General features: G+C 73.5%; 19 protein-coding genes. 6 read left to right on the forward strand and 13 right to left on the reverse strand.

The window, feature by feature from the left end:
- Positions 1-5: 5 nt before the first annotated feature.
- Positions 6-428 (reverse strand): peptide-methionine (R)-S-oxide reductase MsrB, encoded by a 423-nt coding sequence (msrB, locus tag ACI79S_RS03075; RefSeq protein ID WP_456591973.1) that lies wholly within the window; start codon positions 426-428, stop codon positions 6-8.
- A gap of 155 nt (positions 429-583) precedes the next feature.
- On the opposite strand from msrB, the gene ACI79S_RS03080 reads away from it, so the two are divergent.
- A complete protein-coding gene (locus ACI79S_RS03080; RefSeq protein ID WP_456591974.1) occupies positions 584-1,060 on the forward strand; it encodes a hypothetical protein in 477 nt (158 codons plus the stop codon).
- Positions 1,061-1,139: 79 nt separating this feature from the next.
- Here ACI79S_RS03080 and ACI79S_RS03085 read toward each other — a convergent pair whose 3' ends face one another.
- Both ACI79S_RS03085 and ACI79S_RS03090 read right to left on the reverse strand, forming a co-directional pair.
- A complete protein-coding gene (locus ACI79S_RS03085) occupies positions 1,140-1,343 on the reverse strand; it encodes a cold-shock protein (RefSeq protein ID WP_014377016.1) in 204 nt (67 codons plus the stop codon).
- Positions 1,344-1,501: 158 nt separating this feature from the next.
- Positions 1,502-1,909, reverse strand: a complete 408-nt coding sequence (locus tag ACI79S_RS03090; RefSeq protein WP_456591975.1) for a hypothetical protein — start codon at positions 1,907-1,909, stop codon at positions 1,502-1,504.
- Between the two features lie 267 nt (positions 1,910-2,176).
- Here ACI79S_RS03090 and ACI79S_RS03095 point away from each other — a divergent pair, with 267 nt between their 5' ends.
- Positions 2,177-2,422, forward strand: a complete 246-nt coding sequence (locus ACI79S_RS03095; protein ID WP_456591976.1) for a hypothetical protein — start codon at positions 2,177-2,179, stop codon at positions 2,420-2,422.
- Between the two features lie 198 nt (positions 2,423-2,620).
- Here the strand turns inward: ACI79S_RS03095 and ACI79S_RS03100 are convergent, their stop codons facing one another.
- The 5 genes from ACI79S_RS03100 to ACI79S_RS03120 all read right to left on the reverse strand — a co-directional run bounded on the left by ACI79S_RS03100 (position 2,621) and on the right by ACI79S_RS03120 (position 8,839).
- A complete protein-coding gene (locus ACI79S_RS03100; RefSeq protein WP_456591977.1) occupies positions 2,621-4,201 on the reverse strand; it encodes an alkaline phosphatase D family protein in 1,581 nt (526 codons plus the stop codon).
- 154 nt (positions 4,202-4,355) lie between these two features.
- Positions 4,356-5,423 carry a DNA polymerase domain-containing protein gene (locus ACI79S_RS03105; protein ID WP_456591978.1) on the reverse strand — a complete coding sequence of 356 codons (1,068 nt, stop codon included), beginning with the start codon at positions 5,421-5,423 and terminating at the stop codon, positions 4,356-4,358.
- A 34-nt stretch (positions 5,424-5,457) separates the two neighbouring features.
- Positions 5,458-7,017: an alpha/beta hydrolase gene (locus ACI79S_RS03110; protein ID WP_456591979.1), complete on the reverse strand. Its 1,560-nt coding sequence runs from the start codon at positions 7,015-7,017 to the stop codon at positions 5,458-5,460.
- An 86-nt stretch (positions 7,018-7,103) separates the two neighbouring features.
- Positions 7,104-8,171: an ATP-dependent DNA ligase gene (locus ACI79S_RS03115; RefSeq protein ID WP_456591980.1), complete on the reverse strand. Its 1,068-nt coding sequence runs from the start codon at positions 8,169-8,171 to the stop codon at positions 7,104-7,106.
- Between the two features lie 65 nt (positions 8,172-8,236).
- Complete coding sequence (locus ACI79S_RS03120; protein ID WP_456591981.1) at positions 8,237-8,839, reverse strand: NUDIX hydrolase; 603 nt, start codon at positions 8,837-8,839, stop codon at positions 8,237-8,239.
- A gap of 101 nt (positions 8,840-8,940) precedes the next feature.
- Between ACI79S_RS03120 and ACI79S_RS03125 the strand changes: the two genes are divergently transcribed.
- Positions 8,941-9,525, forward strand: coding sequence for a maltokinase N-terminal cap-like domain-containing protein (locus tag ACI79S_RS03125; protein ID WP_456591982.1), 585 nt, complete (start codon positions 8,941-8,943; stop codon positions 9,523-9,525).
- 15 nt (positions 9,526-9,540) lie between these two features.
- Here ACI79S_RS03125 and ACI79S_RS03130 read toward each other — a convergent pair whose 3' ends face one another.
- Both ACI79S_RS03130 and treZ read right to left on the reverse strand, forming a co-directional pair.
- Positions 9,541-10,281, reverse strand: coding sequence for a dihydrofolate reductase family protein (locus ACI79S_RS03130; RefSeq protein ID WP_456591983.1), 741 nt, complete (start codon positions 10,279-10,281; stop codon positions 9,541-9,543).
- A gap of 1 nt (position 10,282) precedes the next feature.
- Entirely contained in the window at positions 10,283-12,037 is a 1,755-nt protein-coding gene (gene treZ / locus ACI79S_RS03135) for a malto-oligosyltrehalose trehalohydrolase (protein ID WP_456591984.1), read from the reverse strand.
- A 478-nt stretch (positions 12,038-12,515) separates the two neighbouring features.
- Between treZ and ACI79S_RS03140 the strand changes: the two genes are divergently transcribed.
- Positions 12,516-13,409 (forward strand): ATP-grasp fold amidoligase family protein, encoded by an 894-nt coding sequence (locus ACI79S_RS03140; RefSeq protein ID WP_456591985.1) that lies wholly within the window; start codon positions 12,516-12,518, stop codon positions 13,407-13,409.
- A 2-nt stretch (positions 13,410-13,411) separates the two neighbouring features.
- Here ACI79S_RS03140 and ACI79S_RS03145 read toward each other — a convergent pair whose 3' ends face one another.
- Positions 13,412-14,152: a hypothetical protein gene (locus tag ACI79S_RS03145; protein ID WP_456591986.1), complete on the reverse strand. Its 741-nt coding sequence runs from the start codon at positions 14,150-14,152 to the stop codon at positions 13,412-13,414.
- Positions 14,153-14,351: 199 nt separating this feature from the next.
- On the opposite strand from ACI79S_RS03145, the gene ACI79S_RS03150 reads away from it, so the two are divergent.
- Both ACI79S_RS03150 and ACI79S_RS03155 read left to right on the forward strand, forming a co-directional pair.
- The gene (locus tag ACI79S_RS03150) at positions 14,352-15,119 is read left to right on the forward strand and encodes a hypothetical protein (RefSeq protein ID WP_456591987.1); all 768 of its coding nucleotides are present in this window, start codon (positions 14,352-14,354) and stop codon (positions 15,117-15,119) included.
- A 247-nt stretch (positions 15,120-15,366) separates the two neighbouring features.
- A complete protein-coding gene (locus ACI79S_RS03155) occupies positions 15,367-16,326 on the forward strand; it encodes an ATP-grasp fold amidoligase family protein (protein ID WP_456591988.1) in 960 nt (319 codons plus the stop codon).
- Positions 16,327-16,375: 49 nt separating this feature from the next.
- Here ACI79S_RS03155 and treY read toward each other — a convergent pair whose 3' ends face one another.
- Together treY and glgX are read right to left on the reverse strand one after the other, a co-directional pair.
- Positions 16,376-18,748 carry a malto-oligosyltrehalose synthase gene (gene treY, locus ACI79S_RS03160; RefSeq protein WP_456591989.1) on the reverse strand — a complete coding sequence of 791 codons (2,373 nt, stop codon included), beginning with the start codon at positions 18,746-18,748 and terminating at the stop codon, positions 16,376-16,378.
- Positions 18,745-20,856 (reverse strand): glycogen debranching protein GlgX, encoded by a 2,112-nt coding sequence (glgX, locus tag ACI79S_RS03165; protein ID WP_456591990.1) that lies wholly within the window; start codon positions 20,854-20,856, stop codon positions 18,745-18,747. The genes treY and glgX overlap by 4 nt, the downstream gene beginning before the upstream one ends.
- Positions 20,857-21,251 lie beyond the last annotated feature (395 nt).

Raw genomic sequence — 21,251 nt, forward strand, 5'->3', positions numbered from 1 at the left:
GAGGATCACGGTGTCGTGGCGGGCTGCAGCCGGATGCTGACGCTGTTGATGCAGTAGCGGTCGCCGGTCGGCGTCTGCGGCGCGTCGTCGAACAGGTGGCCCAGGTGGCTGTGGCAGGTGGCGCACAGCACCTCGGTGCGGTTCATGCCGAAGCTGCGGTCCTCGCGGAGGATGACGTTGTCCTCGGCGGAGGCCTCGTAGAACGACGGCCAGCCGCAGTGGGAGTCGAACTTGGTCTCCGAGCGGAACAGCTCGGCGCCGCACGCGCGGCACTCGTAGACGCCGACGGTCTTCGTGTCGACGTACTCGCCGGTCCAGGCGCGCTCGGTACCGGCCTGCCGGAGCACCGCGTACTCCTCCGGGGACAGCTGCGCCCGCCACTCCTCGTCGGTCTTGGTGACCTGGGGCTTCTCGGGGGAGGTCGTCATGCCCCGGTCAACGAGCACCGCCGGACCACCATTCCCCGTGCTCACCGGCCCGGCCCCGCCTCCCGGGCGCGCACGGGCGACCCGGCCGGAGCGCATGGTGCCCCGTGACGCCGGGCCGGGGCGCCCCGGCGTCGGGCGCCGGGGAGACTGGGCGGGTGACTCCCGCGCCCCCATCGCCCGACGGCCTCCTGCCCGACGTCTGGTTCACCCGTGACCTGCCCGTGCTCCGCGCGATCGCCCGGCTGGTCGACGAGCCGAAGCACGGCGGCGCCCCGTACCTGCTCGGCTCGGTCGTGCCGGGCAGCGGGCTGCCCAAGGCGGAGGTCGTCGCCGCGGCGAAAGCGCTGGCGTCCGCGGGGTACATCGAGCCGCTGACCAACCACGCCGGTGACATCGTGCGCATCACGGCGATCTCGGCGGAGGCCCGGCGGCTGGCCGGCCTCTGGCCGACCCCGCAGGGGGAGTGGGAGCGGTTGCTCGAGCAGCTGACCGCCCGGGCGGAGAACGCCCCGACCGAGCTGGAGCGGCAGCGCTGGCGAGCCTTCGCCGACGCGGCGGCCGCGGTCGGCGAGCACGACGGGGCCCTGCTGATGTCCGCGCTCATCGGCGGGTACGTGCCGCGGGCCCGCTGACCGCCCGCCCGGGCGGCCCACGAACGACAGCGCCCCCCGCCCGGTGAACCGGGCGGGGGGCGCTGTGCTGATCAGACGATCAGAGCGGGGTGACGTTCGCAGCCTGCGGGCCCTTCTGGCCCTGCTCGATGTCGAACGCGATCCGCTGGCCTTCATCGAGCGAGCGGTACCCGCTGGACTGGATGGCCGAGTAGTGGACGAAGACGTCCGGTCCGCCGCCGTCCGGGGTGGCGAAGCCAAACCCCTTCTCCGCGTTGAACCACTTGACAGTTCCTTCGGGCATTGCTCGCTCCTAGCTGAGGTGGTACATCGGGGTCCTGCCATAGCGCGGGGCCTTCCCGACGTCCTCACCCTAGCCGTCGATCGGGGGATCCGGACACCGGTGCGGCAGAACTGTGATCTGGGACTCTTCTCCGTGCCGGCCTCGACGGCGTCCGGAGCTCAGAGCAGGTGGCCGGGCTCCTCCGGGAACGCGGGGGCCACCCGGCGTCCGCGCCGGTTCCGCGCCGGCCCGTAGGCGCCCACCGAGTACGGGTTGCGCGCGGGGGTGGCGGCCGGCAGGGCGAGGGGCTCGGGACGCCACGAGCGGACGCCGATCGGGCGGTCCACGAGGAACGCCGGGGGCGCCGGGGGGTGCAGCCGCGCGGCCACCACCGGGGCCCAGCGCCGCAGCCCCAGCTGCCCGGCCAGCAGCACGGCGAGGGTGATCGAGACGGTGAGGAAGGCGTCGGTGACCGCGGTCGCCACGTCGAGGGCGGTGATCCGGGGCCAGCCGATGCTCTCCAGCTGGTGCCCCACCATCTCGACGACGACGTACAGGACGCCGTACGCCAGCAACCAGATCCTCACCCGTGCTCCTCCGCCGTCGTCGACTGCCGCATCGACCAGCGCTACCCCCGGCTGGAGCGCCCGGAGCCACCCGGGTGCCGGCGCTCACCCGTCCGGGGGACGCCGCGCCGCCCCTACGACGGACACGGCCGGTGCCGTGGTCGCGCAGGACGGCGAGCGGGCGGTCTTGCGGTTTTCCTGCGGTTCTCTCGGGGCCGTCGTGCGGCTGCTCCCCGACGGTGGGACCTGCCGGACGGATCCGGCGCACCACCGATCCAGGAGAACGCCATGCACCCGCTCGTCGCCTCGCCCGTGTCCTCCCGCGTTCCCGCCCCCGGCGGTGCCGTCTTCCTGCGCGACGTCGACGACCTGCACGACGCCGATCTGGACCTGGTCCTCGCCGACCGGCTGGCCGAGTCCGCCGACGCGCTGCGCGCAGCGGTGACCGCCGCCCGGCTGGCGCAGCAGATCGCGCAGCCGGTCGCGCTGAGCGTGCACGCCCTGGGCCCGGCCGCGCACCGGCTGGCCGGCTGACGGGCGGCCGCACGCCCACCGGCTCCGGCCACCTGTCCGGGGACGGGTGAGTGACCTGCAGGGGCGCCCCGCCCTGCCTACGCCGACCAGGGGAGGCGGGTGCGCGGGGTGCCCGGCCACGCCGCGACGGCGGGCGCCGGCGAGGTCGGGCGCGCTCCCGGACGGCGGCCGCGCTCGCGGCCGCCGTCCGGGAACCGGTCAGACCGGGGTCAGGTCGGTCTGGTGCAGGACGTGCCCGGCGACGTCGCGGAGCTGCACCGTCATGGTGCCGCTGCCCCCGTCGACGTGGACGTGGCCGAGGAACTGCAGGCCGTCGCTGGGCGGCTGGTTCGGGCGGTCGGCGGCCCGGTTGAACACGACCTGCGGGCCGAACGTGGGGTCGAGCTCGTTCGGGCCGAAGGTGCCGGCGTGCAGCGGGCCGGAGACGAACTCCCAGAACGGGTCGAAGTCGGTGAACGCAGCCCGTGCCGGGTCGTAGTGGTGCGCCGCGGTGTAGTGGACGTCGGCGGTGAACCAGACGACGTTGCGGACCCCGTGCCGCTTGAGGTCGGAGAGCAGGCGGGCGATCTCCAGCTCCCGGCCCGCGGGGAGACCGGGATCGCGGTTGGCGATGCCCTCGTGGTCCACCGGCCCGTCCGGCACGACCAGGCCGATCGGCATGTCGGAGGCGATCACCTTCCACAGGGCCCGGGAGTTGCGCAGCTGCCGGGCGAGCTGGCCGAGCTGGCTGGTGCCGAAGATCCGGGCCTCGGGGCCACCCATCGCCAGGTTGGGCGAGTTGGGACCGCGGTAGGTGCGCAGGTCCAGGGTGAACACGTCCACCAGCGGGCCGTACGGCAGCACCCGGTCGATCCTCTTGCCGCCGATCGGCATGTACTCGAGGAATGCCCGCCGGCCGCGGGCGGCCAGCGTGTCGACGTCCTTGACCGTGTACCGCTCGTCGGTGAGCACCTCGCCCGGGTACCAGTTGTTGGTCACCTCGTGGTCGTCCCACTGGACCAGTTGCGGGATCTCCGCCGCGAAGCGCCGCACGTTGTCGTCGAGGAGGTTGTACCGGTACTGGCCGCGGTACTCGTCCAGCGTCTCGGCGACCTTGCTCTTCTCCGGGGTGACCACGTTGCGCCACACCGTGCCGTCGGGCAGGACGACGCGCTCCTGCAGCGGTCCGTCGGCGTACACGCTGTCGCCGGAGTGGATGAAGAAGTCCGGGGCGAGCCGGCGAACCGCCTCGAACCCGGTCATGCCGTGCAGGTCGGGATTGATCCCCCACCCCTGGCCGGCGACGTCCCCGGACCAGGCGAAGCTCACGTCCCGGCGGTCGCCCGGCGCGGTGCGCAGCCGACCGGTCAGCGGCTCGCTGGTCTGCCCCGCGTCGTGCTCGGCGAAGCTGACCCGGTAGAACAGCTCCGTCCCGGCCGGCAGGCCGGAGAGGTGCACCTTGCCCGTGTGGTCGGTGTCCGGCCCGACGTCGACCGACCACCGGCCCCGGGGGGTGCGGAAGTCTTCGGTCGCCGCCACCTCGACCACCATGCGCGCGGGGCGGTCGGTCTTGGACCAGACGACCGCCGAGCGCGCGGTGACGTCCCCGCTCTGCACCCCCCAGCGCACCTCCGGCCTCGACCGGGTCAGGCCCGGCGCGCCCCATGCCCGGGGGGCGGGGCCCAGCACGGTGCCCGCCCCGACGCCGACCCCGACGACAGCGGCGGCCTGCAGCAGGCGCCTCCGGGTCAGCGCGGCCTCGGCCGGCGAGCCGTCCCGGGAAATCGATGACTCGGTCACGTGTGCCTCCTCGACGTGGGTGTCCGGCGGACAGCGTGGTGTCCGGGGAGGACGCCGGGAGGACGGCATGGCGACCCGCGGAGGAGCATCGGGTGAACGCAGTGACCACCGGCGCCGCGGAGGCGCGGCGCCGGTGGCGGGTGCGGCCCGGGGGTCAGTCCTCGGTGGTCGCGGGCTTCCGTGCGCGGCTGGGCTGCACCCGCATCGGCTCGCCGGGCATCTTCGGGTAGTCCGGCGGATAGGGCAGGTCACCGAGGCCGTCGTCGGCGGCCTGGCGCTCGGCCAGCTCCAGCAGCGGCTCGATGCCGAAGGCGTGGTCGGCCAGCCCGGCGTGCTTGTCACCCACGGCCGCGAACCGGGCCGGCATGCTCAGCACGTCGAAGTCGGTGGGGTGCACATCGGGCAGCTCCTCCCAGTCGACCGGTGCGGAGACGGGGGCGTGCGGCCGGGGCCGGATCGAGTACGCGGACGCGATGGTGCGGTCCCGGGCCATCTGGTTGTAGTCGATGAAGATCTTCTCGCCGCGCTCCTCCTTCCACCACGACATGGTCACGCGGTCGGGGAGACGGCGTTCCAGCTCGCGGCCGAAGGCGATCACCGCCCGGCGGACGTCGGTGAAGGTCCAGCGCGGCTGGATGGGCACGTAGATGTGCAGCCCGCGGCCGCCCGAGGTCTTCGGCCACCCCTCCATGCCGAGCTCGTGCAGCAGCTCCCGCACGTGCGGCGCCACCCACACCGCGTCGGAGAAGTCGGTGCCCGGCTGGGGGTCCAGGTCGATGCGGATCTGGTTCGGCGACTCGACGTCGGCCTTGCCCACCGGCCAGGGGTGGAACGTGAGCGTGCCGAGGTTGGCGCACCACGCGACGACGGCGACCGAGTCCGGCGCGATCTCGTCCGCGGTGCGCCCGCTCGGGAAGGTGATGTGCGCCGTCGGCACCCAGTCCGGGGCGTTCTTGGGCACCCGCTTCTGGTAGAACGCGTCGCCGGTGTTGTCCACCCGCGTGGAGAGCCGGGCTCCCTCGAACACGCCACCGGGCCAGCGCTCCAGCGTCGTCGGCCGGTCCTTCAGCGCGAACAGGATCCCCTCGCCCACGGCGAGGAAGTACTGCACGACGTCGATCTTGCGGATCCCGCGCTCGGGGAAGTACGGCTTCTCCGGGTTGGAGACCCGCACCTCGTGCCCGTCGACGTCCAGGACGACGGCGTCCTTGCTCGTGGCCATCCAGCTGCTCCGCTCGCTCCGGGGCCGACGAGTGTCACGCGGGACAGGTCAGCCCGTCCATGGGGGGCGCCAGGTCGATGAGGTAGGCGTTGATCGCGCCGGTGACGCACTCGGTCTTGGGATAGGCGGTGTGGCCCTGCCCCTGCCAGGTCAGCAGCACGCCGCTGTCGAGATCCTCCGCGAGGTCCACGGCGCCGGCCAGCGGGGTCACCGGGTCACCGGCGTTGCCCACGACGACGATCGGGGCGCTGCCCTCGGCGTCGCGCTCCGGCACGGGGGTGCGGTCGGCCTCCCACACCGAGCAGGTGAACAGCCCCGCCGCGGAACCGGCGCCGAAGAGCGGGTACCGCTCGCCCCACTCGGCGGCGAGCTGGCGGACCCGGCTCTCCTCCACCGTCTCCTCGGTGTCGGCGCAGTTGATCGCCACGTTGGCGTCGAGGAGGTTCGAGTACGACCCGTCCTCCAGCCGCCCGCTGTAGTCGTCGGCCAGCGAGAAGAGCGCCCGGGCGTCGCCGTTGCGGGCGGCGGCGAGGCCCTGCGCCAGCTGCGGCCACGACGCGGTGTCGTAGAGCGCCGCCTGCACCGCGGTGAGGACGACGCCGGGCGTGGCCTGCCGGGTCTCGCCCTCCTCGCTGCTCGGGATCGGGGCGGCCTGCGCCTGCGCGAGCAGCTCCTCGAGGAAGAGCCGGGGGTCGTCGCCCAGCGGGCAGCCGGCGATCAGGCCCCGGCAGTTCTCGGCGAAGGCGTCGAAGCCGGCCTCGAAGCCGGCGGCGCTGGCCTCCGCCTCGGCGATGGCGTCGTCGTCGGGGTCGACCGCGGCGTCGAGGACCATGGCGCGCACCCGGTCGGGGTAGAGCTCGGCGTAGGTGGAGCCAAGCGTGGTGCCGTAGGAGTAGCCGAGGTAGTTGAGCCGCTCCTCGCCCAGGGCCTCGCGCAGCCGCTCCATGTCGTGCGCGGTGTCCACGGTGTTGAACGTGCCGAGCGCCTCGCCGTACTCCTCGGCGCAGCCCTCGGCGATCTCCCGGGACAGTGCGAAGACGCTGTCGAGCTGCTCGTCGGTGGTGGGGCGGGGCTCCGCGGCGATCGCGCGGTCCTTGAGCTCCTTGGGGATGCACTCGACGGGCGTGGACAGCCCCACGCCGCGCGGGTCGAAGCCGACGACGTCGAAGCGGCGCAGCACGTCCTCGGGGAGGGTGAGCGCCAGCCCGATGGCCGCATCCGCGCCCGAGCCGCCCGGCCCACCGGGGTTCACCATGAGGGAGCCGATGCGGTCGGTCTGCCCGGCCAGCACGGCGCGGACGAGGAAGAGCGGCAGCGTGGCGCCCCCGGGCTCGTCGTAGCTGATCGGCACGTCGGTGCGGCCGCACTCGAAGGCGACGTCGCGCTCGCTGCCCGGCTGGCCCTCGATCAGCGGCTCGATCTGCGCGTCGCAGTCGGTCCACTCGATCGGCGCCGCCTCGGGCTCGGCCGGTGCCGTGGTGGTCGCCGCGGGCTCCTCGGCGCTCTCCCCGAAGGACGTGCAGCCGCTCAGCGCGAGGGGCAGGGCCAGCAGCAGGCCGGACGCGGCGGCCGGGAGGCCTCGGTGCAGACGCATGATCACGAGCATAAGGACCTTTCTGCCCCCCACCGCTCGCACGCTCGCGGCGGGCCCCTGCAGAAAGGCCGCCGCGGAGCACCGTCTCAGCCCTCCAGGACCTCGCCCAGGTCGTAGCGGACCGGCACGTCGAGCTGGTCGTACGTGCAGCTGCGGGGGTCGCGGTCGGGCCGCCAGCGCAGGAACTGGCCGGTGTGACGAAGCCGACGGCCCTCCAGCTGGTCGTACTTGATCTCCACGACCAGCTCCGGCCGCAGCGGCACCCACGAGAGGTCCTTCTTCGCGTTCCACCGGCTCACCGCGCCCGGCATCCGCTGCTCGCCGGCCTGCACCTGGGCGTTCGCCCAGTCCTGCCAGGGGTGGCCGTCGAGCGCCTCGGCGCGGTAGGGCGCGAGCTCCTCGACCAGCTCGGCCCGGCGCTTCATCGGGAAGGAGGCGGCGACGCCGATGTGCTGCAGCTCGTCACCGTCGTAGAGCCCCAGCAGCAGCGAGCCGACGATCGGCCCGCTCTTGTGCCAGCGGAACCCGGCGACCACGCAGTCCGCCGTCCGCACGTGCTTCACCTTGGTCATCAGCCGCTGGTCGGGGCCGTAGGGCAGGGTGGCCGACTTGGCGACGACGCCGTCGAGCCCGGCCCCTTCGAACGTCTCGAACCAGCGCTCGGCGGTGGCGGCGTCCCGGGTGACCCCGGTCAGGTACACGGGCGCCCGGGCGCCCGCCAGCGCGGTCTCCAACCGGGCCCGCCGGTCGGCGAACGGCGTCTCGAGCAGCGACTCGTCGCCCAGGGCCAGCAGGTCGAAGGCGACGAAGGACGCCGGGGTCTGCTCGGCCAGCAGGGTGACGCGGGACTCGGCCGGGTGGATGCGCTGCAGGAGGGCCTCGAAGTGCAGCCGGTCGCCCCGCGGCACGATGATCTCGCCGTCGACGACGCAGCGCTCGGGCAGGTTGGCCTTCACCGCCGCCACGACCTCGGGGAAGTAGCGGGTGAGCGGGCGCTCGTTGCGGCTGCCCAGCTCCACCTCGTCGCCGTCCCGGAACACGATGCAGCGGAAGCCGTCCCACTTGGGCTCGTAGAACCACTCGTCGCCGACGGGCACGCGCGTGGCGGCCTTGGCCAGCATCGGCTTCACCGGCGGCTGCACGGGGAGATCCATGCCGGTCAGTCAAGCAGCACCGACGCACCGGCGGCGGCGGCCGACGTTGCGGTCACCACGGCCGGCTAGCGCCAGGCGAAGACCGGCTGCTCGTAGTGGGCGACCCGCTGCACCTCGCCGCGGCAGGCGATCCGGCAGAACTGGTGGACCACCGCCGCCGTGGGCGCGTGCACGTGGCCGCCCAGCAGCGGCAGCCGGATCACCGGCGCCTCGGACTCGGGGATCGTCTCCACGACCGGGTCGACGTCGAGGTCGGCCAGCGGCACCTCGTGGACGGCCGCCACCTCGCGCTCGGACCCGGCGAAGCCGTCGACCGGACCGGCCCAGCAGACCACCGGTGTCATCACGTAGCCCGAGCGCGTCACGTAGTCGTCGAGCAGCCCGAGGACGGCCGAGGGGCCCAGGTCGAGCCCGATCTCCTCGTGCAGTTCCCGGAGCGCTCCCGCGACGGGGCCCTCACCGGCGTCGAGCCGCCCGCCGGGCAGCGCCCACTGACCGGCGTGGGCCCGCAGCCCCGCGGCGCGGCGGGTGATCACCAGGCTGGGCGCGCCGTCGCGGACGGTCACGCACACGGCCACGGCCGCCTGCTTCAGCTCGGGCCGCTCCGCGGCCACCCGCGGGAAGCCGGCGAGACGCCCGGCGATGCCGTCCCGGTCCAGCGGTTCCACGGGCTCTCCTCGTTCCGGCGGTGCGGCTCTCGGCCGTGGCCCACCCTCGCACGTCACCCGCCGCGGTCCCGTCCCCGAGCAGCCCGGAGCAGGATGTGGCCATGGCGACGATCCACCGGACGACGATGGTGCCGACCAAGCTCGAGCTGATCGGCGGGTGGCTGCCCCGCCAGCCCTGGTACCGCCCTCCGGGCGCACCACCGGCGCTGCGCCGGGCCGGGGGATTCCGGCTCGACGACCCCGCGGGCGAGGTCGGGCTCGAGTTCCTCGTGGTCGCCGACGGCCCACCGGGCCGGGAGACGACGTACTTCGTGCCGCTGAGCTACCGCGGCGCCCCCCTTCCCGGGGCGGAGGAGGGACTGCTCGGCACATCCGAGCACGGCGTCCTCGGCACGCGCTGGATCTACGACGCCGCGCACGACCCGGTCGCCGTCGCGCAGGTGCTCGCCTTCGTCGCCGGGGCGGCCGAGGCGCAGCACCAGGACGACAGCGACACCCCCGACCCCTCGGTGACGGGTCACTGGACCGGCGCCGGCGCGCCGGAGGCCACCACCTCGGTCGAGTTCGTCCGGGTGCTGCGGCCCGGTGACAGCGCCCCGGGGGAGGCGGCGGGGTCGATCGAGGCCGGGTGGACCGCGGTGGACGGCGCCGCCGTGCGCGGGACCGTGGTCGTCGTGCGGGCCTGACCAGCGCGCCGACCCCTACGCGGAGGTCGCGCCGCCCACGCCGTACCGGGTGAAGAGCATCCCGTCCTCCTCGAGCACCTGGTGCAGCGTCAGCCGCACCGGTGCCGGCAGGGCGTCCTCGAGCAGCCGCGTCTGGCCGCCGACCAGCGTCGGTGACACCGACAGGTCCAGCTCGTCGACCACCCCGGCCCCCAGCGCGGTCCGCAGCAGCTGCGGACCGCCCTCGCAGGTCACCTGCTCCAGGCCGTGCTCGGCCAGGGCGTCGAGCGCGGCCGGCAGGTCGACGTCGTCGTCGCCGCACACCAGCACCTCGACGCCGGCGGCGGCCAGGGCCGCGCGGCGTCCGGGGTCGGCGGCGGCGCAGGTGACCACGATCGTGGGGGAGACGGCGGCGGTGACCAGCGTGCTCGCCGGGTCCAGCGCGGCGCGCCGGGAGACGACGGCGACCGGCGCGGTCGGGGTGCGGCCGAGCTCGTCCCGCAGCCGCCCGACCGGCGAGTCGGGCAGCACCGGCCGGTAGCCCTCGGTCGCCGCCGTGCCGTGCCCGACGAGGACGACGTCGGCGAGCGCGCGCAGCACGCGGAACACCCGGCGGTCGCCGGGCGAGCCCAGGCCGGCGCTCACCCCGTCGACGGCGACGGCGCCGTCGAGCGAGGCGATGAAGTCCATGCGCAGCCACCGCCCGGGCGGGCAGCGGTAGGCCTCGACGAGGCCGGCGTCGTCGAGCTCGGCCGGCTCGGGGAACAGCCGGCGCACGTCAGCGGGTGCCGAGCACGGCCGCGCTCTCCGGCGGGAGCGTCACCGTGCGTCCGTCGAGGGCCGGCAGCTCACCGGTGGCGAACAGCACGTCGGCGACCGGCACGTCGAGGTCGATCTCCCGTGGCTGGTCGGCCAGGTTCGCCACCACCCGCAGGGAGCCCCGGTGCACGACCAGCCAGCGGTCGGCGTCGTCCCAGTTGACCTGCACGGCGGAGAGGTCGGCGTCCACCAGGTCGGGGTGGGCCCGGCGCAGGGCGAGCAGCGAGCGGTGCACGGCCAGCAGCCGGTCGTGGGGCTCCTCGCCCAGCTCCGACCAGTCCAGCTTCGACCGGGTGAAGGTCTCGGGGTCCTGCGGGTCGGGCACCTCGGCGGCGTCCCACCCGTGCTCGGCGAACTCGCCCTTGCGCCCCTCCGCCGTCGCCCGGCCGATCTCGGGGTCGGTGTGGCTGGTGAAGAACTGCCACGGCGTGGCGGCCCCCCACTCCTCGCCCATGAACAGCATGGGGGTGAACGGGCTGGTCAGCACGAGCGTCGCACCGACGGCCAGCAGCCCGGGGGAGAGGGAGGCCGAGATCCGGTCGCCGACGGCACGGTTGCCGATCTGGTCGTGGTCCTGCAGGTAGGTGACGAACTTCCAGCCCGGCAGCCGTGCGGTGTCCACCGGCCGGCCGTGGTGCCGGCGCCGGAAGCTCGACCACGCGCCGTCGTGGAAGAAGGCGCCGGTGAGGGTCTTGGCCAGCCCGCCCAGCCCGGCCTGCGCGAAGTCGCGGTAGTAGCCCTGGTCCTCGCCGGTCAGCGTGGCGTGCAGCGCGTGGTGGAAGTCGTCGCTCCACTGGGCGTGGATGCCGGTGCCGCCCGCCACCCGCGGGGTCACCATCCGGGGGTCGTTGAGGTCGCTCTCCGCGATCAGGGTGAGCGGCCGCCCGACGGCGGCCGAGAGCCGGTCCACCTCCTGCGCCATCTCCTCGAGCAGGTGGGTGGCCCGCTCGTCGACCAGGGCGTGGACGGCGTCCAGCCGCAGCCCGTCGACGTGCATGTCCCGCAGCCACATCAGCGCGTTGTCGAGGATGTAGCGGCGCACCTCGTCGGAGTCCGGGCCCGACAGGTTGACCGACTCGCCCCAGGTGTTCGCGCCGCCCTCGCTGAAGACCGGCATGAACAGCGGCAGGTAGTTGCCCGACGGGCCCAGGTGGTTGTAGACCACGTCCTGGATCACGCCCAGCCCGCGCTGGTGGCAGGCGTCGACGAAGCGCTGGTAGGCGGCGGGGCCGCCGTAGCTCTCCTGCACCGCGTACCAGAGGACGCCGTCGTAGCCCCAGTTGTGGGTGCCGTCGAAGGCGTTGACCGGCAGCAGCTCGACGAAGTCGATCCCGAGGTCGACCAGGTGGTCCAGCCGCGCCACCGCGGCGTCCAGCGTCCCCTCCGGGGTGAAGGTGCCCACGTGCAGCTCGTAGACGGAGCCACCGGCGAGCTGGCGGCCGGTCCACGCACCGTCGCCCCAGCGGTGGGCGGACGGGTCGAACCGGCGGGAGAGCCCGTGCACGCCCTCGGGCTGGCGGCGGGACCGCGGATCGGGGCGGGGCGTGTCGTCGTCGCCCAGGAGGAAGCCGTAGTCCGCCTCCGGCCCGGCCTCGACCTCGGCGCGCCACCAGCCGCCGTCGTCCCGGCGCATGTCGCGGACGGTGCCGTCGACCTGGACCCGTACGCGCTCGGGCAACGGGGCCCAGACGGAGAACTCGACGGGTGCGGACATGCGGGGGCCTCCAGGGAGCGGGCGGGACGGACCTGGCCGAGGGGTTCCAGGCGCGAGCTTCATGCCCGCACCGCCGGCGCCCAACCACGCGATCGCGGTCGGTGCGCTCGACGCCGCGATCGAGGTCGGTGCGCTCGACGCCGCGACCGGCCGGGGTGTCGCGTGACCGGCGTCCCCGGCGCGTTGTCGGAGGCCCGGGACGAGGACGGCCGGCCGGATCTTCCCCGCGGTGGTGCTGGAGAGGGTCTGCGCGACCGCGCTCGCCGGGCTGCTGCCGGTGATCATCGCCGTCCGTGCGAAGGTGATCGATGCGATCCGCTTCTGAGCGGCCCGGATCCGCCGGCGGCGTGCGTCCACCGCGGCGGGGTTCCGGGACGGGAGCTCCCATCCAGACCCTCCGCGGCCGCGGGGTACCCGTGTGCGCCACGGAGAGACGACCGCCGGAGATGCCGGCGTCCCGCGCAGGGAGGACTCAACGATGCCCCGCAGTCGGCTGAACTCGGCTCTCCGCTCCTACCTGCAGCCGGCGCACCGCCGGGTCGCGGGGCTGCTGCCGCCGACTGCCCGGCGGCGGTACCTGTACCTGGCCGGACACCGGCGGCTGCCTCGGCTGCGGGACCCGCGGACGTTCTCGGAGAAGGTCAACTGGCGCATCCTGAACGACCGGCGGCCCGAGCTGGCGTGGACGTGCGACAAGCTGGCGATGAAGGAGCACGCCTCCCGGCTGCGGGACGAATCCGGGATCGCCGTGCCCGAGACGCTGTGGTGCGGCGAGGATCTCGGGGCGGTGGTCGGCCGCGCCTTCGACCGTCCGTGGGTGCTGAAGCCGAACCACCGCAGCGGTCTCGTGCGGTTCGGGGCGGCCACGCAGGAGATCGACGCCTCGACGGTGGAGGCGACGCGGGACTGGTCGCGGGACGACGAGGGAGTGCTGCTGGGGGAGTGGGCCTACAGCCAGGCCCGGAGGCTGTTCCTGGTCGAGGAGCACATCGCCGCCGGTGAGCCGCTGGACGACTACAAGTTCTTCGTCTTCCACGGGAAGGTCGCCGCGATCCAGGTGGATCGGGGCAGGTTCACGACGGGGCAGGCGAGGAACTTCTACACCCCCGACTGGGAGCCCCTCCCCGTGCAGAAGACCGTGCGGAGCGGGCCATCGACGGCAGCTCCGGAGAACCTGGCCGCGATGCTGCGCGCAGCGGAGGTGCTCGCCCACCCCTTCGACTTCATGCGGGTCGACCTGTACGACGCGGGTGGCATCCTCTGGTTCGGCGAGCTCACGCCGTACCCGGGCGGCGGTGTCACGCGGTTCGAGCCGGCGGAGTTCGACGCGTGGCTCGGGGCGCGGTGGTCGGTGCCGCAGCCGCCGCGCTGAGCTCAGCGCCGTCGCAGCACGTCCAGCGCCGCGGCGGGTTCCCGTAGCGCCTTCCTCGTCTTGCGGCCGAGGTCGCGCACCGCGACGAGGACGGGATTGGCGAACCGGACCCCCTCGTCGTGCGTGAGCCGGCAGGGCCGGCACCGGCCGCACGGCTTCCCATCCAGCGGGCGGAAGCAGGACCAGCGGAGCAGGAGCAGATCCAGGAAGCCGTGGGCCTGCGCGATCTGCCGCATCTCCTCCTTGGTCAGGTGGATCACGGGGAACGACCAGAACCGGAAGAGCTCCGACTCCGGTGAGCCGTTGAGCTGCCCCGGCTCGTCGAAGACCCTGCGCTGCCAGTCGCTGAGGCCGGACTCGTAACGCTCGATGCAGAGCTCGACGTCCGACCACCCGAGCGCCTCGGCGGGGCCACTCAGCCAGACGTACTGGGTGCCCATCGTCGTCTCCCGGCGCAGGCGCTCCCCGATCGCCGCGTCACGTGGGCCGGGCAGGTGGTCGCTCGCCAGGACGCATGCGGTCGGGGCCAGGAGGGAGGGGTCCGGCAGTCGTGCGAGCACCCCTGCGCGCATGGCCTCCATCGCGCGCAGCTCGAAGAGCGTGCTCGGTCGACCGGTGTCGATCACGTAGATCGGCTGCACTGGGCGTCGCTCGACGAGCAACAGGTGCAGCAGCCGGAACGACGAGTCCCAGCCGCCGGTCCACAGCAGCCGCACCTGCTCCGCGTCTCGTCCTGCTGTCACGCAGCCGGATGCTACCCACGGGGAGTCGCTCGGCTCGGCCGGCGACCGGGGGCTCTCGCCGTTCGGCGCCACGACCGGCTCCGACCCGGCCGCCTGCGTCCGCCCAGGGCACGACCGAGGACGGCGACAGGAGTGACGGGGCTAAGGTCGCCGGATCGATGACTGCCCACGGGGCTCGAGATGGCGGGAGACGGTCACGATGGTGCCGATCGGCAACACCAGACGCTTGCTCGTCGCGCTCAGCGTGGCCGCGATCGTCATCAACCTCGTGAGCCTCGTGCTGCGGGTGGTCGCGGCCCAGCCGGCGAACGCGGCCGAGCTCGACAGCGGCGTGCGGCAGCCGGTCTTCTTCGGCTTCCAGGGCCTGCTGCGGATCTTCAGCGTCGACCAGGAGGCCAATCTGGCGTCCTGGCTGTCCGCGACGATCCTGCTCCTCTCGGCCCTGGTCGTCTGGGGGATCGCCGTGGACCGTCGCACCGCGGAGGACAGGTGGTGGCGGCACTGGGCGTTCCTCGCCGTCGCCTTCGCCTACCTCTCCGCCGACGAGGCGGCCAGGTTGCACGAATCGGCCGAGGTGGTGGTCGATTCGCTGATCGACGCCCGCGGCATCTTCTCGTTCGGCTGGATCCTGATCGCGGCGCCCGTCGTCGTCGCCTTCGCGCTGGCCTACCTCGGATTCCTGCGCGCGCTGCCCACCTCCATCGGTCGGCTCGTCGTGATCGCCGCCGTGCTGTACGTCGGAGGGGCGATGGGCGTCGAGGCCATCGGCGGCCTCGCCTACGACCTCAACGGTGGCCAGAAGGGCAGCCTGGCGTTCGTCGTGGCCTCCTCGATCGAGGAGTCGCTGGAGATGGCCGGTGCCATCGTCTTCCTGGCGGCGATGATCTCGGTGTCCCGGTCGACCGTCCGGCTCGCCCGACGACCGGCCGACCTCGCCGAGCACCGGCCGGGCACCTCGCTGTCGTGACCACCTGAGCCACCTGCGGCCCGACGGCCGCGGAATGCCGCCTGCTCCCTGGGCGATCCCCGCTCGCCGGGGACGCCGCCTCGACGGGTCCCGTGGCCCAGCCCGCCGGCGGCTCTCGCTCGACGGAGGGAGAACGGGAAGCTCGCTCGCCGATCGCCGCTAGCCTCTCCGCCACGGTGGGACACGCGTGTCCGCCCCGGCCAAGGGACCGCCGGACGTGCCGGCGTCCTCCGCAGAGAGATATGTGATGCCCCGAAGCCACCTGAACGCACGTCTTCGCTCGTCCCTGCAGCCCGCGCACCGCCGGTTCGCCGGGCTCCTGCCGCCGGCTGCCCGGCGGCGGTACCTCTACCTGGCCGGCCAGCGGCGCCTCCCTCGCCTCCGGGACCCGCAGACGTTCACGGAGAAGGTCAGCTGGCGCATCCTGCGGGACCGCCGGCCCGAGCTCGAGTGGACGTGCGACAAGTTGGCGATGAAGGACCACGCGCAGCGCCTCCAGCAGGAGGCCGGCGTGCTGGTGCCCGAGACGCTGTGGTGGGGCGAGGACCTGGGCGCGGTGGTCGGCCGGCCCTTCGACCGCCCGTGGGTGCTCAAGCCGAACCACCGCAGCGGCCTCGTGCGGTTCGGGTCGGCCTCGGACGTGATCGACGCCTCGACCGTGGCGGCGACGCGGGAGTGGCTGCGGGACGACCAGAGCGCGCTCCTGGGGGAGTGGGCCTACAGCAGGGCCCGCAAGCTCTTCCTCCTGGAGGAGCACATCGCCGGGGGAGCCCCCCTGGACGACTACAAGTTCCTCGTCTTCGACGGCGAGGTCGCCGCGGTCCAGGTGGACCGGGGCAGGTTCACGAGCGAGCAGACGCGCAGCTACTACACCCCCGACTGGGAGCAGATCCCCGTCCAGCTCGTCGCCCCGTGCGGGCCACCGATGGAGGCGCCGGAGAACCTGGCCGCCATGCTGCACGCCGCGCAGGTCCTCGGGCGTTCCTTCGACTTCATGCGCGTCGACCTGTACACCACCGGGGACGCGGTCTGGTTCGGCGAGTTCACGCCGTACCCGAGCGGGGGCACGATGCGGTACGAGCCCCGTTCGTTCGATGCATGGCTCGGGGGGCACTGGTCCCTGCCGACGGCACCGCACCCGGTGCCGAAGCCAGGCCCCTGGCGGCGTCGCGCGACCGCCGCGGCGGAGACCCGGCTGGCGTCGTGACGTCGGCCGGTGGCGCAGGAGGGTGGTCCGGCGCCACCGGCGGTGGCACCTACTCCCGCACGAGCAGGGCCACCGGCAGCCGAGCGAGAGCGACGTCGGCGGCGACACCGGCGACGTCCGAGACCACCCGTCCACCGGTGAGCAGGTCCCGCCAGGCGCCGTTCGGCAGCTGGAGCGCGGTGTCGCCCCAGCCGTTGCGCCCCAGCGTCGCCGGCAGCCGCGTCCCGGCCACGACGACGCCGCCCCGGTCGTAGGCGACGACGTGGTCGGCCGCCGATCCGGTGACCGCCACCGGCTCGTACGCGGTGAACCACTCGGGGTGGTCCCGGCGGGCGCGCAGCGTCCGTGACACGACCAGCAGCTTCGCCGCGCCGGTCTCGTCCACCGCAGGTACCTCCCCGCCGTCGAGCCGGGCGAGCAGCTGCCGGCGCCGGGCGTAGTCCACGGGGCGGCGGTTGTCCGGGTCGACCAGCGAGAAGTCCCACAGCTCGGTGCCCTGGTAGACGTCGGGGACACCGGGCATGGTCAGCTGGAGCAGCTTCTGGGTCAGCGAGTTCGACCAGCCCAGCGGCGCGACCCGGGTGACGAAGGCGTCGATCTCCGACCGCGTCGTGGGGTCGTCGTAGGCGGCGTCGACCAGGGCGTGCAGCTGCCCCTCGAACTCCTGGTCCGGATCGGTCCAGGTGGTGGAGGTGCCGGCCTCGCGGGCGGCCTTCTCCGCGTAGGCGTGCGCCCGCTCCCGGGAGAGCGGCCACGCGCCGACCAGGTTCTGCCACACCAGGTGGGCCAGCGCGCGGTCGGCCAGCGGGTGCCGGGTGATCCAGCCCCGCACGAGCCGTGCCCACTCGGCGGGGAGCTCGGCGAGCACGGCCAGCCGGGCGCGCACGTCCTCGCTGCGCTTGGTGTCGTGCGTCGACAGCGTGGTCATCGACCGCGGTCGCAACGCCAGCCGCCGCCGCTGGGCCTCGTGGAACTCGGCCACCGTGCTGCCGAAGCGGGCCGGGTCACCGCCCACCTCGTTCAGCGCCACGAAGCGCGCCCACCGGTAGTACGCGCTGTCCTCGACGCCCTTGGCCATGACCGGCCCGCTGGTCTGCTCGAAGCGGGTGGCCGCCTCGCTACCGGCCTGCGAGAGCACCGGGTGCAGCGCCTCCAGCGCCGGCGCCAGGTCGGGGCGGCGTTCCCGGACCGCGGCCACGGTCCGGTCCAGGTGCTCCCGGCCGTCGGGCAGGTAGCTCCGGTAGACCGGGAAGGAGGCGAGCAGCTCGGCCAGGGCCTCGGTCTGCTGCTCGCCGTCGACTGCGCCACCGCCCGCCCCCCCGAGCGCGCCGATGACGCGGACCAGCCGGGCGACCTCCGAGCCGAGCATCCCGTCGGTGACCTCGCGCTTGCAGTCGTGGACCAGCTGCGCGTAGTCGACCCGCCGGCCCGCGAGCTCGGTGTCGAGGGCGGTGACCGCCGGCTCCCCGGCCGGGTCGACGAGCACCTGATCGACCTCGGTGAGCGCGTCGTAGCCGGTCGTCCCCGCGGTCGCCCAGCTGCCGGGCAGGTCCTCGCCGGGCTCGAGGATCTTCTCGACGACGGTCCAGCGGCCGCCTGACGCCTCGGCGAGGCGATCGAGGTAGCCCTTCGGGTCGGCCAGGCCGTCGGGGTGGTCGATCCGCAGCCCGTCGACGGCGCCGTCGTGCACCAGTCGAAGCACCAGCTCGTGCGTGGCCTCGAAGACCGCCGGGTCCTCGACCCGCAGGCCGGCGAGCGTGTTGATCGCGAAGAACCGCCGGTAGTTGAGATCGCTGTCCGCGCGGCGCCAGTCCACCAGCTCGTAGTGCTGCCGGGCGTGCACCTCCTGCGGCGTTCCCTCCCCGGTGCCGGGGGCGATCGGGAAGCGGTTGTCGTAGTAGCGGAGCTCCCCGTCTCCGTCACCCCCACCCTCCCGACCGACCACCTCGAGCTTCTCGAGGTCGTCGGCCGAGCCGAGCACCGGGATGCGGACCTTGCCACCGCCGAAGTCCCAGTCGATGTCGAAGGCGGCCGCGTGCGCGCTGGCCCGCCCGTGCTGCAGCACGTCCCACCACCACGGCGCCGCCGCCGGGTCGTCGACGCCCATGTGGTTGGGCACCAGGTCGAGCACCAGCCCGAGCCCGTGCTCGTGCAGCGCGGCGACGAACCGGTCGAACCCGGCCTGCCCGCCCCGCGCCTCGTCGATGTGCGCGTGGTCCACGGTGTCGTACCCGTGGTTGCTGCCCTCGGCCGAGCGGAGCAGCGGGGAGGAGTAGGCGTGGGTGACGCCGAGGTCGGCGAGGTAGCCCGCGACCTCGGCGGCGTCCTGCAGCGGGAAGCCGGCGTGCACCTGCAGCCGGTACGTCGCCGCCGGGTCCGCGCGGCGGCGGTCGCTCCCCGGCACCCGGATGGGCTCGCTCACTGGGCAGGACCGGTCAGGACGACGATCGAGCGGCCCTGCACGGTGACCTTCTCGCCGGGCTTGATCTCCACCGGCTCCACCTCGTGCATCTCGGCGGTGTCGAGCACCGGCGTCCAGCTCTGCGAGTAGTCGGCGCTGGGCAGGGCGAACTCGATCGGCTCGTGCGAGGCGTTGAAGGCCAGGTAGAAGTGGTCGTCGGAGACGTACTCGCCGCGCTCGTCGGTCTCCCGGATCCCGACGCCGTTGAGGTAGACCGCCAGCGACTTGGCGTAGGCGGCGTCCCAGTCCTCCTCGGCCATCTCCTCGCCGGACGGGGCCAGCCAGGCGATGTCGGGCACCGGGTCGCCCAGCCCCCGGCGGACCGGCCGGCCGTGGAAGAACCGGCGCCGGCGGAACGTCGGGTGGTCGCAGCGCAGCCTGGTCACCTTCTTGGTGAACTCCAGCAGGCCCTCGTCGACGTTCTCCCAGTCGATCCAGGTCAGCTCGGAGTCCTGGCAGTAGCCGTTGTTGTTGCCGCCCTGCGAGCGCCCGAGCTCGTCACCGTGCAGCAGCATGGGCACGCCCTGGCTCAGCATCATCGTGGTGATGAAGTTGCGCCGCTGCTGCGCGCGCAGCTGCAGGATCTCGGGGTCGTCGGTCTCGCCCTCGACGCCGCAGTTCCAGCTGCGGTTGTGGCTCTCGCCGTCGTTGTTGCCCTCGCCGTTGGCCTCGTTGTGCTTCTCGTTGTAGGAGACGAGGTCGTTGAGCGTGAAGCCGTCGTGCGCGGTGACGAAGTTGATGCTGGCCACCGGCCGCCGGCCCGAGTGCTGGTACAGGTCCGACGAGCCGGAGATCCGGTCGGCGAACTCGCCGATCGTGCCGCCCTCGCCCCGCCAGAAGTCGCGGACGGTGTCGCGGTACTTGCCGTTCCACTCGGTCCACAGCGCCGGGAAGTTGCCGACCTGGTAGCCGCCCTCGCCGACGTCCCAGGGCTCGGCGATGAGCTTGACCTGGCTGACGACGGGGTCCTGGTGGACGAGGTCGAAGAAGGTGGCCAGCCGGTCGACGGCGTGCAGCTCGCGGGCCAGGGCGGAGGCGAGGTCGAAGCGGAAGCCGTCGACGTGCATCTCGGTGACCCAGTAGCGCAGCGAGTCCATGATCAGCTGCAGGGCCTGCGGGGTGCGGACGTTCAGCGTGTTCCCGGTGCCGGTGTAGTCCATGTAGTACTGCTCGTCGCCCTCGACGAGCTTGTAGTACGTGCGGTTGTCGATGCCGCGGAAGGACAGCGTCGGGCCCAGGTGGTTGCCCTCGGCGGTGTGGTTGTAGACGACGTCGAGGATGACCTCGATGCCCGCCTCGTGCAGGGCCCGGACCATGCCCTTGAACTCCTGCACGTGCTGCCCGGCCGTGGTGTTGCTGGCGTACTCGTTGTGCGGCGCGAAGAAGCCGATCGTGTTGTAGCCCCAGTAGTTGCGCAGGCCCTTCTGCTGCAACGTGTCGTCCTGCACGAACTGGTGCACCGGCAGCAGCTCGATCGCGGTGATCCCGAGCTCCTGCAGGTGCTCGATGGTGGCCGGGTGGGCGACGCCGGCGTAGGTGCCACGCAGCTCCTCCGGGATCCGCGGGTTGGTCATCGTCAGCCCCTTGACGTGGGCCTCGTAGATGACCGTCTTGTTGTAGGGCGTCCTCGGCGGGCGGTCGACGCCCCAGTCGAAGTAGGGGTTGACGACGACGGACTTCGGCATGTGCGCCGCGGAGTCGTCGTCGTTGCGCTCCTTGGTCTCGAAGTCGTAGCCGAAGACGGACGGGTCCCAGTCGATCTGGCCGTCGATCGCCTTCGCGTACGGGTCGAGCAGCAGCTTGTTCGGGTTGCAGCGCAGGCCCTGCGCCGGGTCGTGCGGACCGTGCACGCGGAAGCCGTACTTCTGACCGGGGTGGATGCCGGGCAGGAAGGCGTGCCAGACGTACCCGTCCATCTCGGGCAGCCGGACGCGCTCCTCGTTGCCGTCCTCGTCGAACAGGCACAGCTCGACCTTCTCGGCCACCTCGCTGAAGATCGCGAAGTTGGTGCCGGTGCCGTCGTACGTGGCACCGAGGGGGTAGGCGCTACCGGGCCACACCTGGGTCATCTGGGTCGTTCCTCCTGCCAAGGGCGCCCCGGGGCTGGGGGCGGGAGACCCGGGTACGTGCTCACGCGACCGGGTCTCGACGGACGTCGGGACCCCGGTGCCCGCGTCCGGGGCCCGCCACACCTCTGGCGGGCGTGAGACCGGCGACCGTGCCCGGGCCCCCGGCGGGGACGCCGGCCCGGCGGGCGACGACGACGCCCCCCGCGGCGGGCCGCGGGGGGCGTCGTGCGCAGGCCCGGCCGGGGTGCCACCGAGGAGCCCGGCCGACCGGGCGCGGCGGTGCCGCCTGCCCGGCGGGGCCGGACCGGCGGCGCGCCGGGTCCGACCTCGCCCGGGGAGCCCGGGTGGCGCTGGTCCTCGGCGCGGACCGCTCCTGCGACTGGGCACGCTAGGGG

It is taken from the genome of Blastococcus sp. SYSU DS1024, from assembly GCF_054050795.1.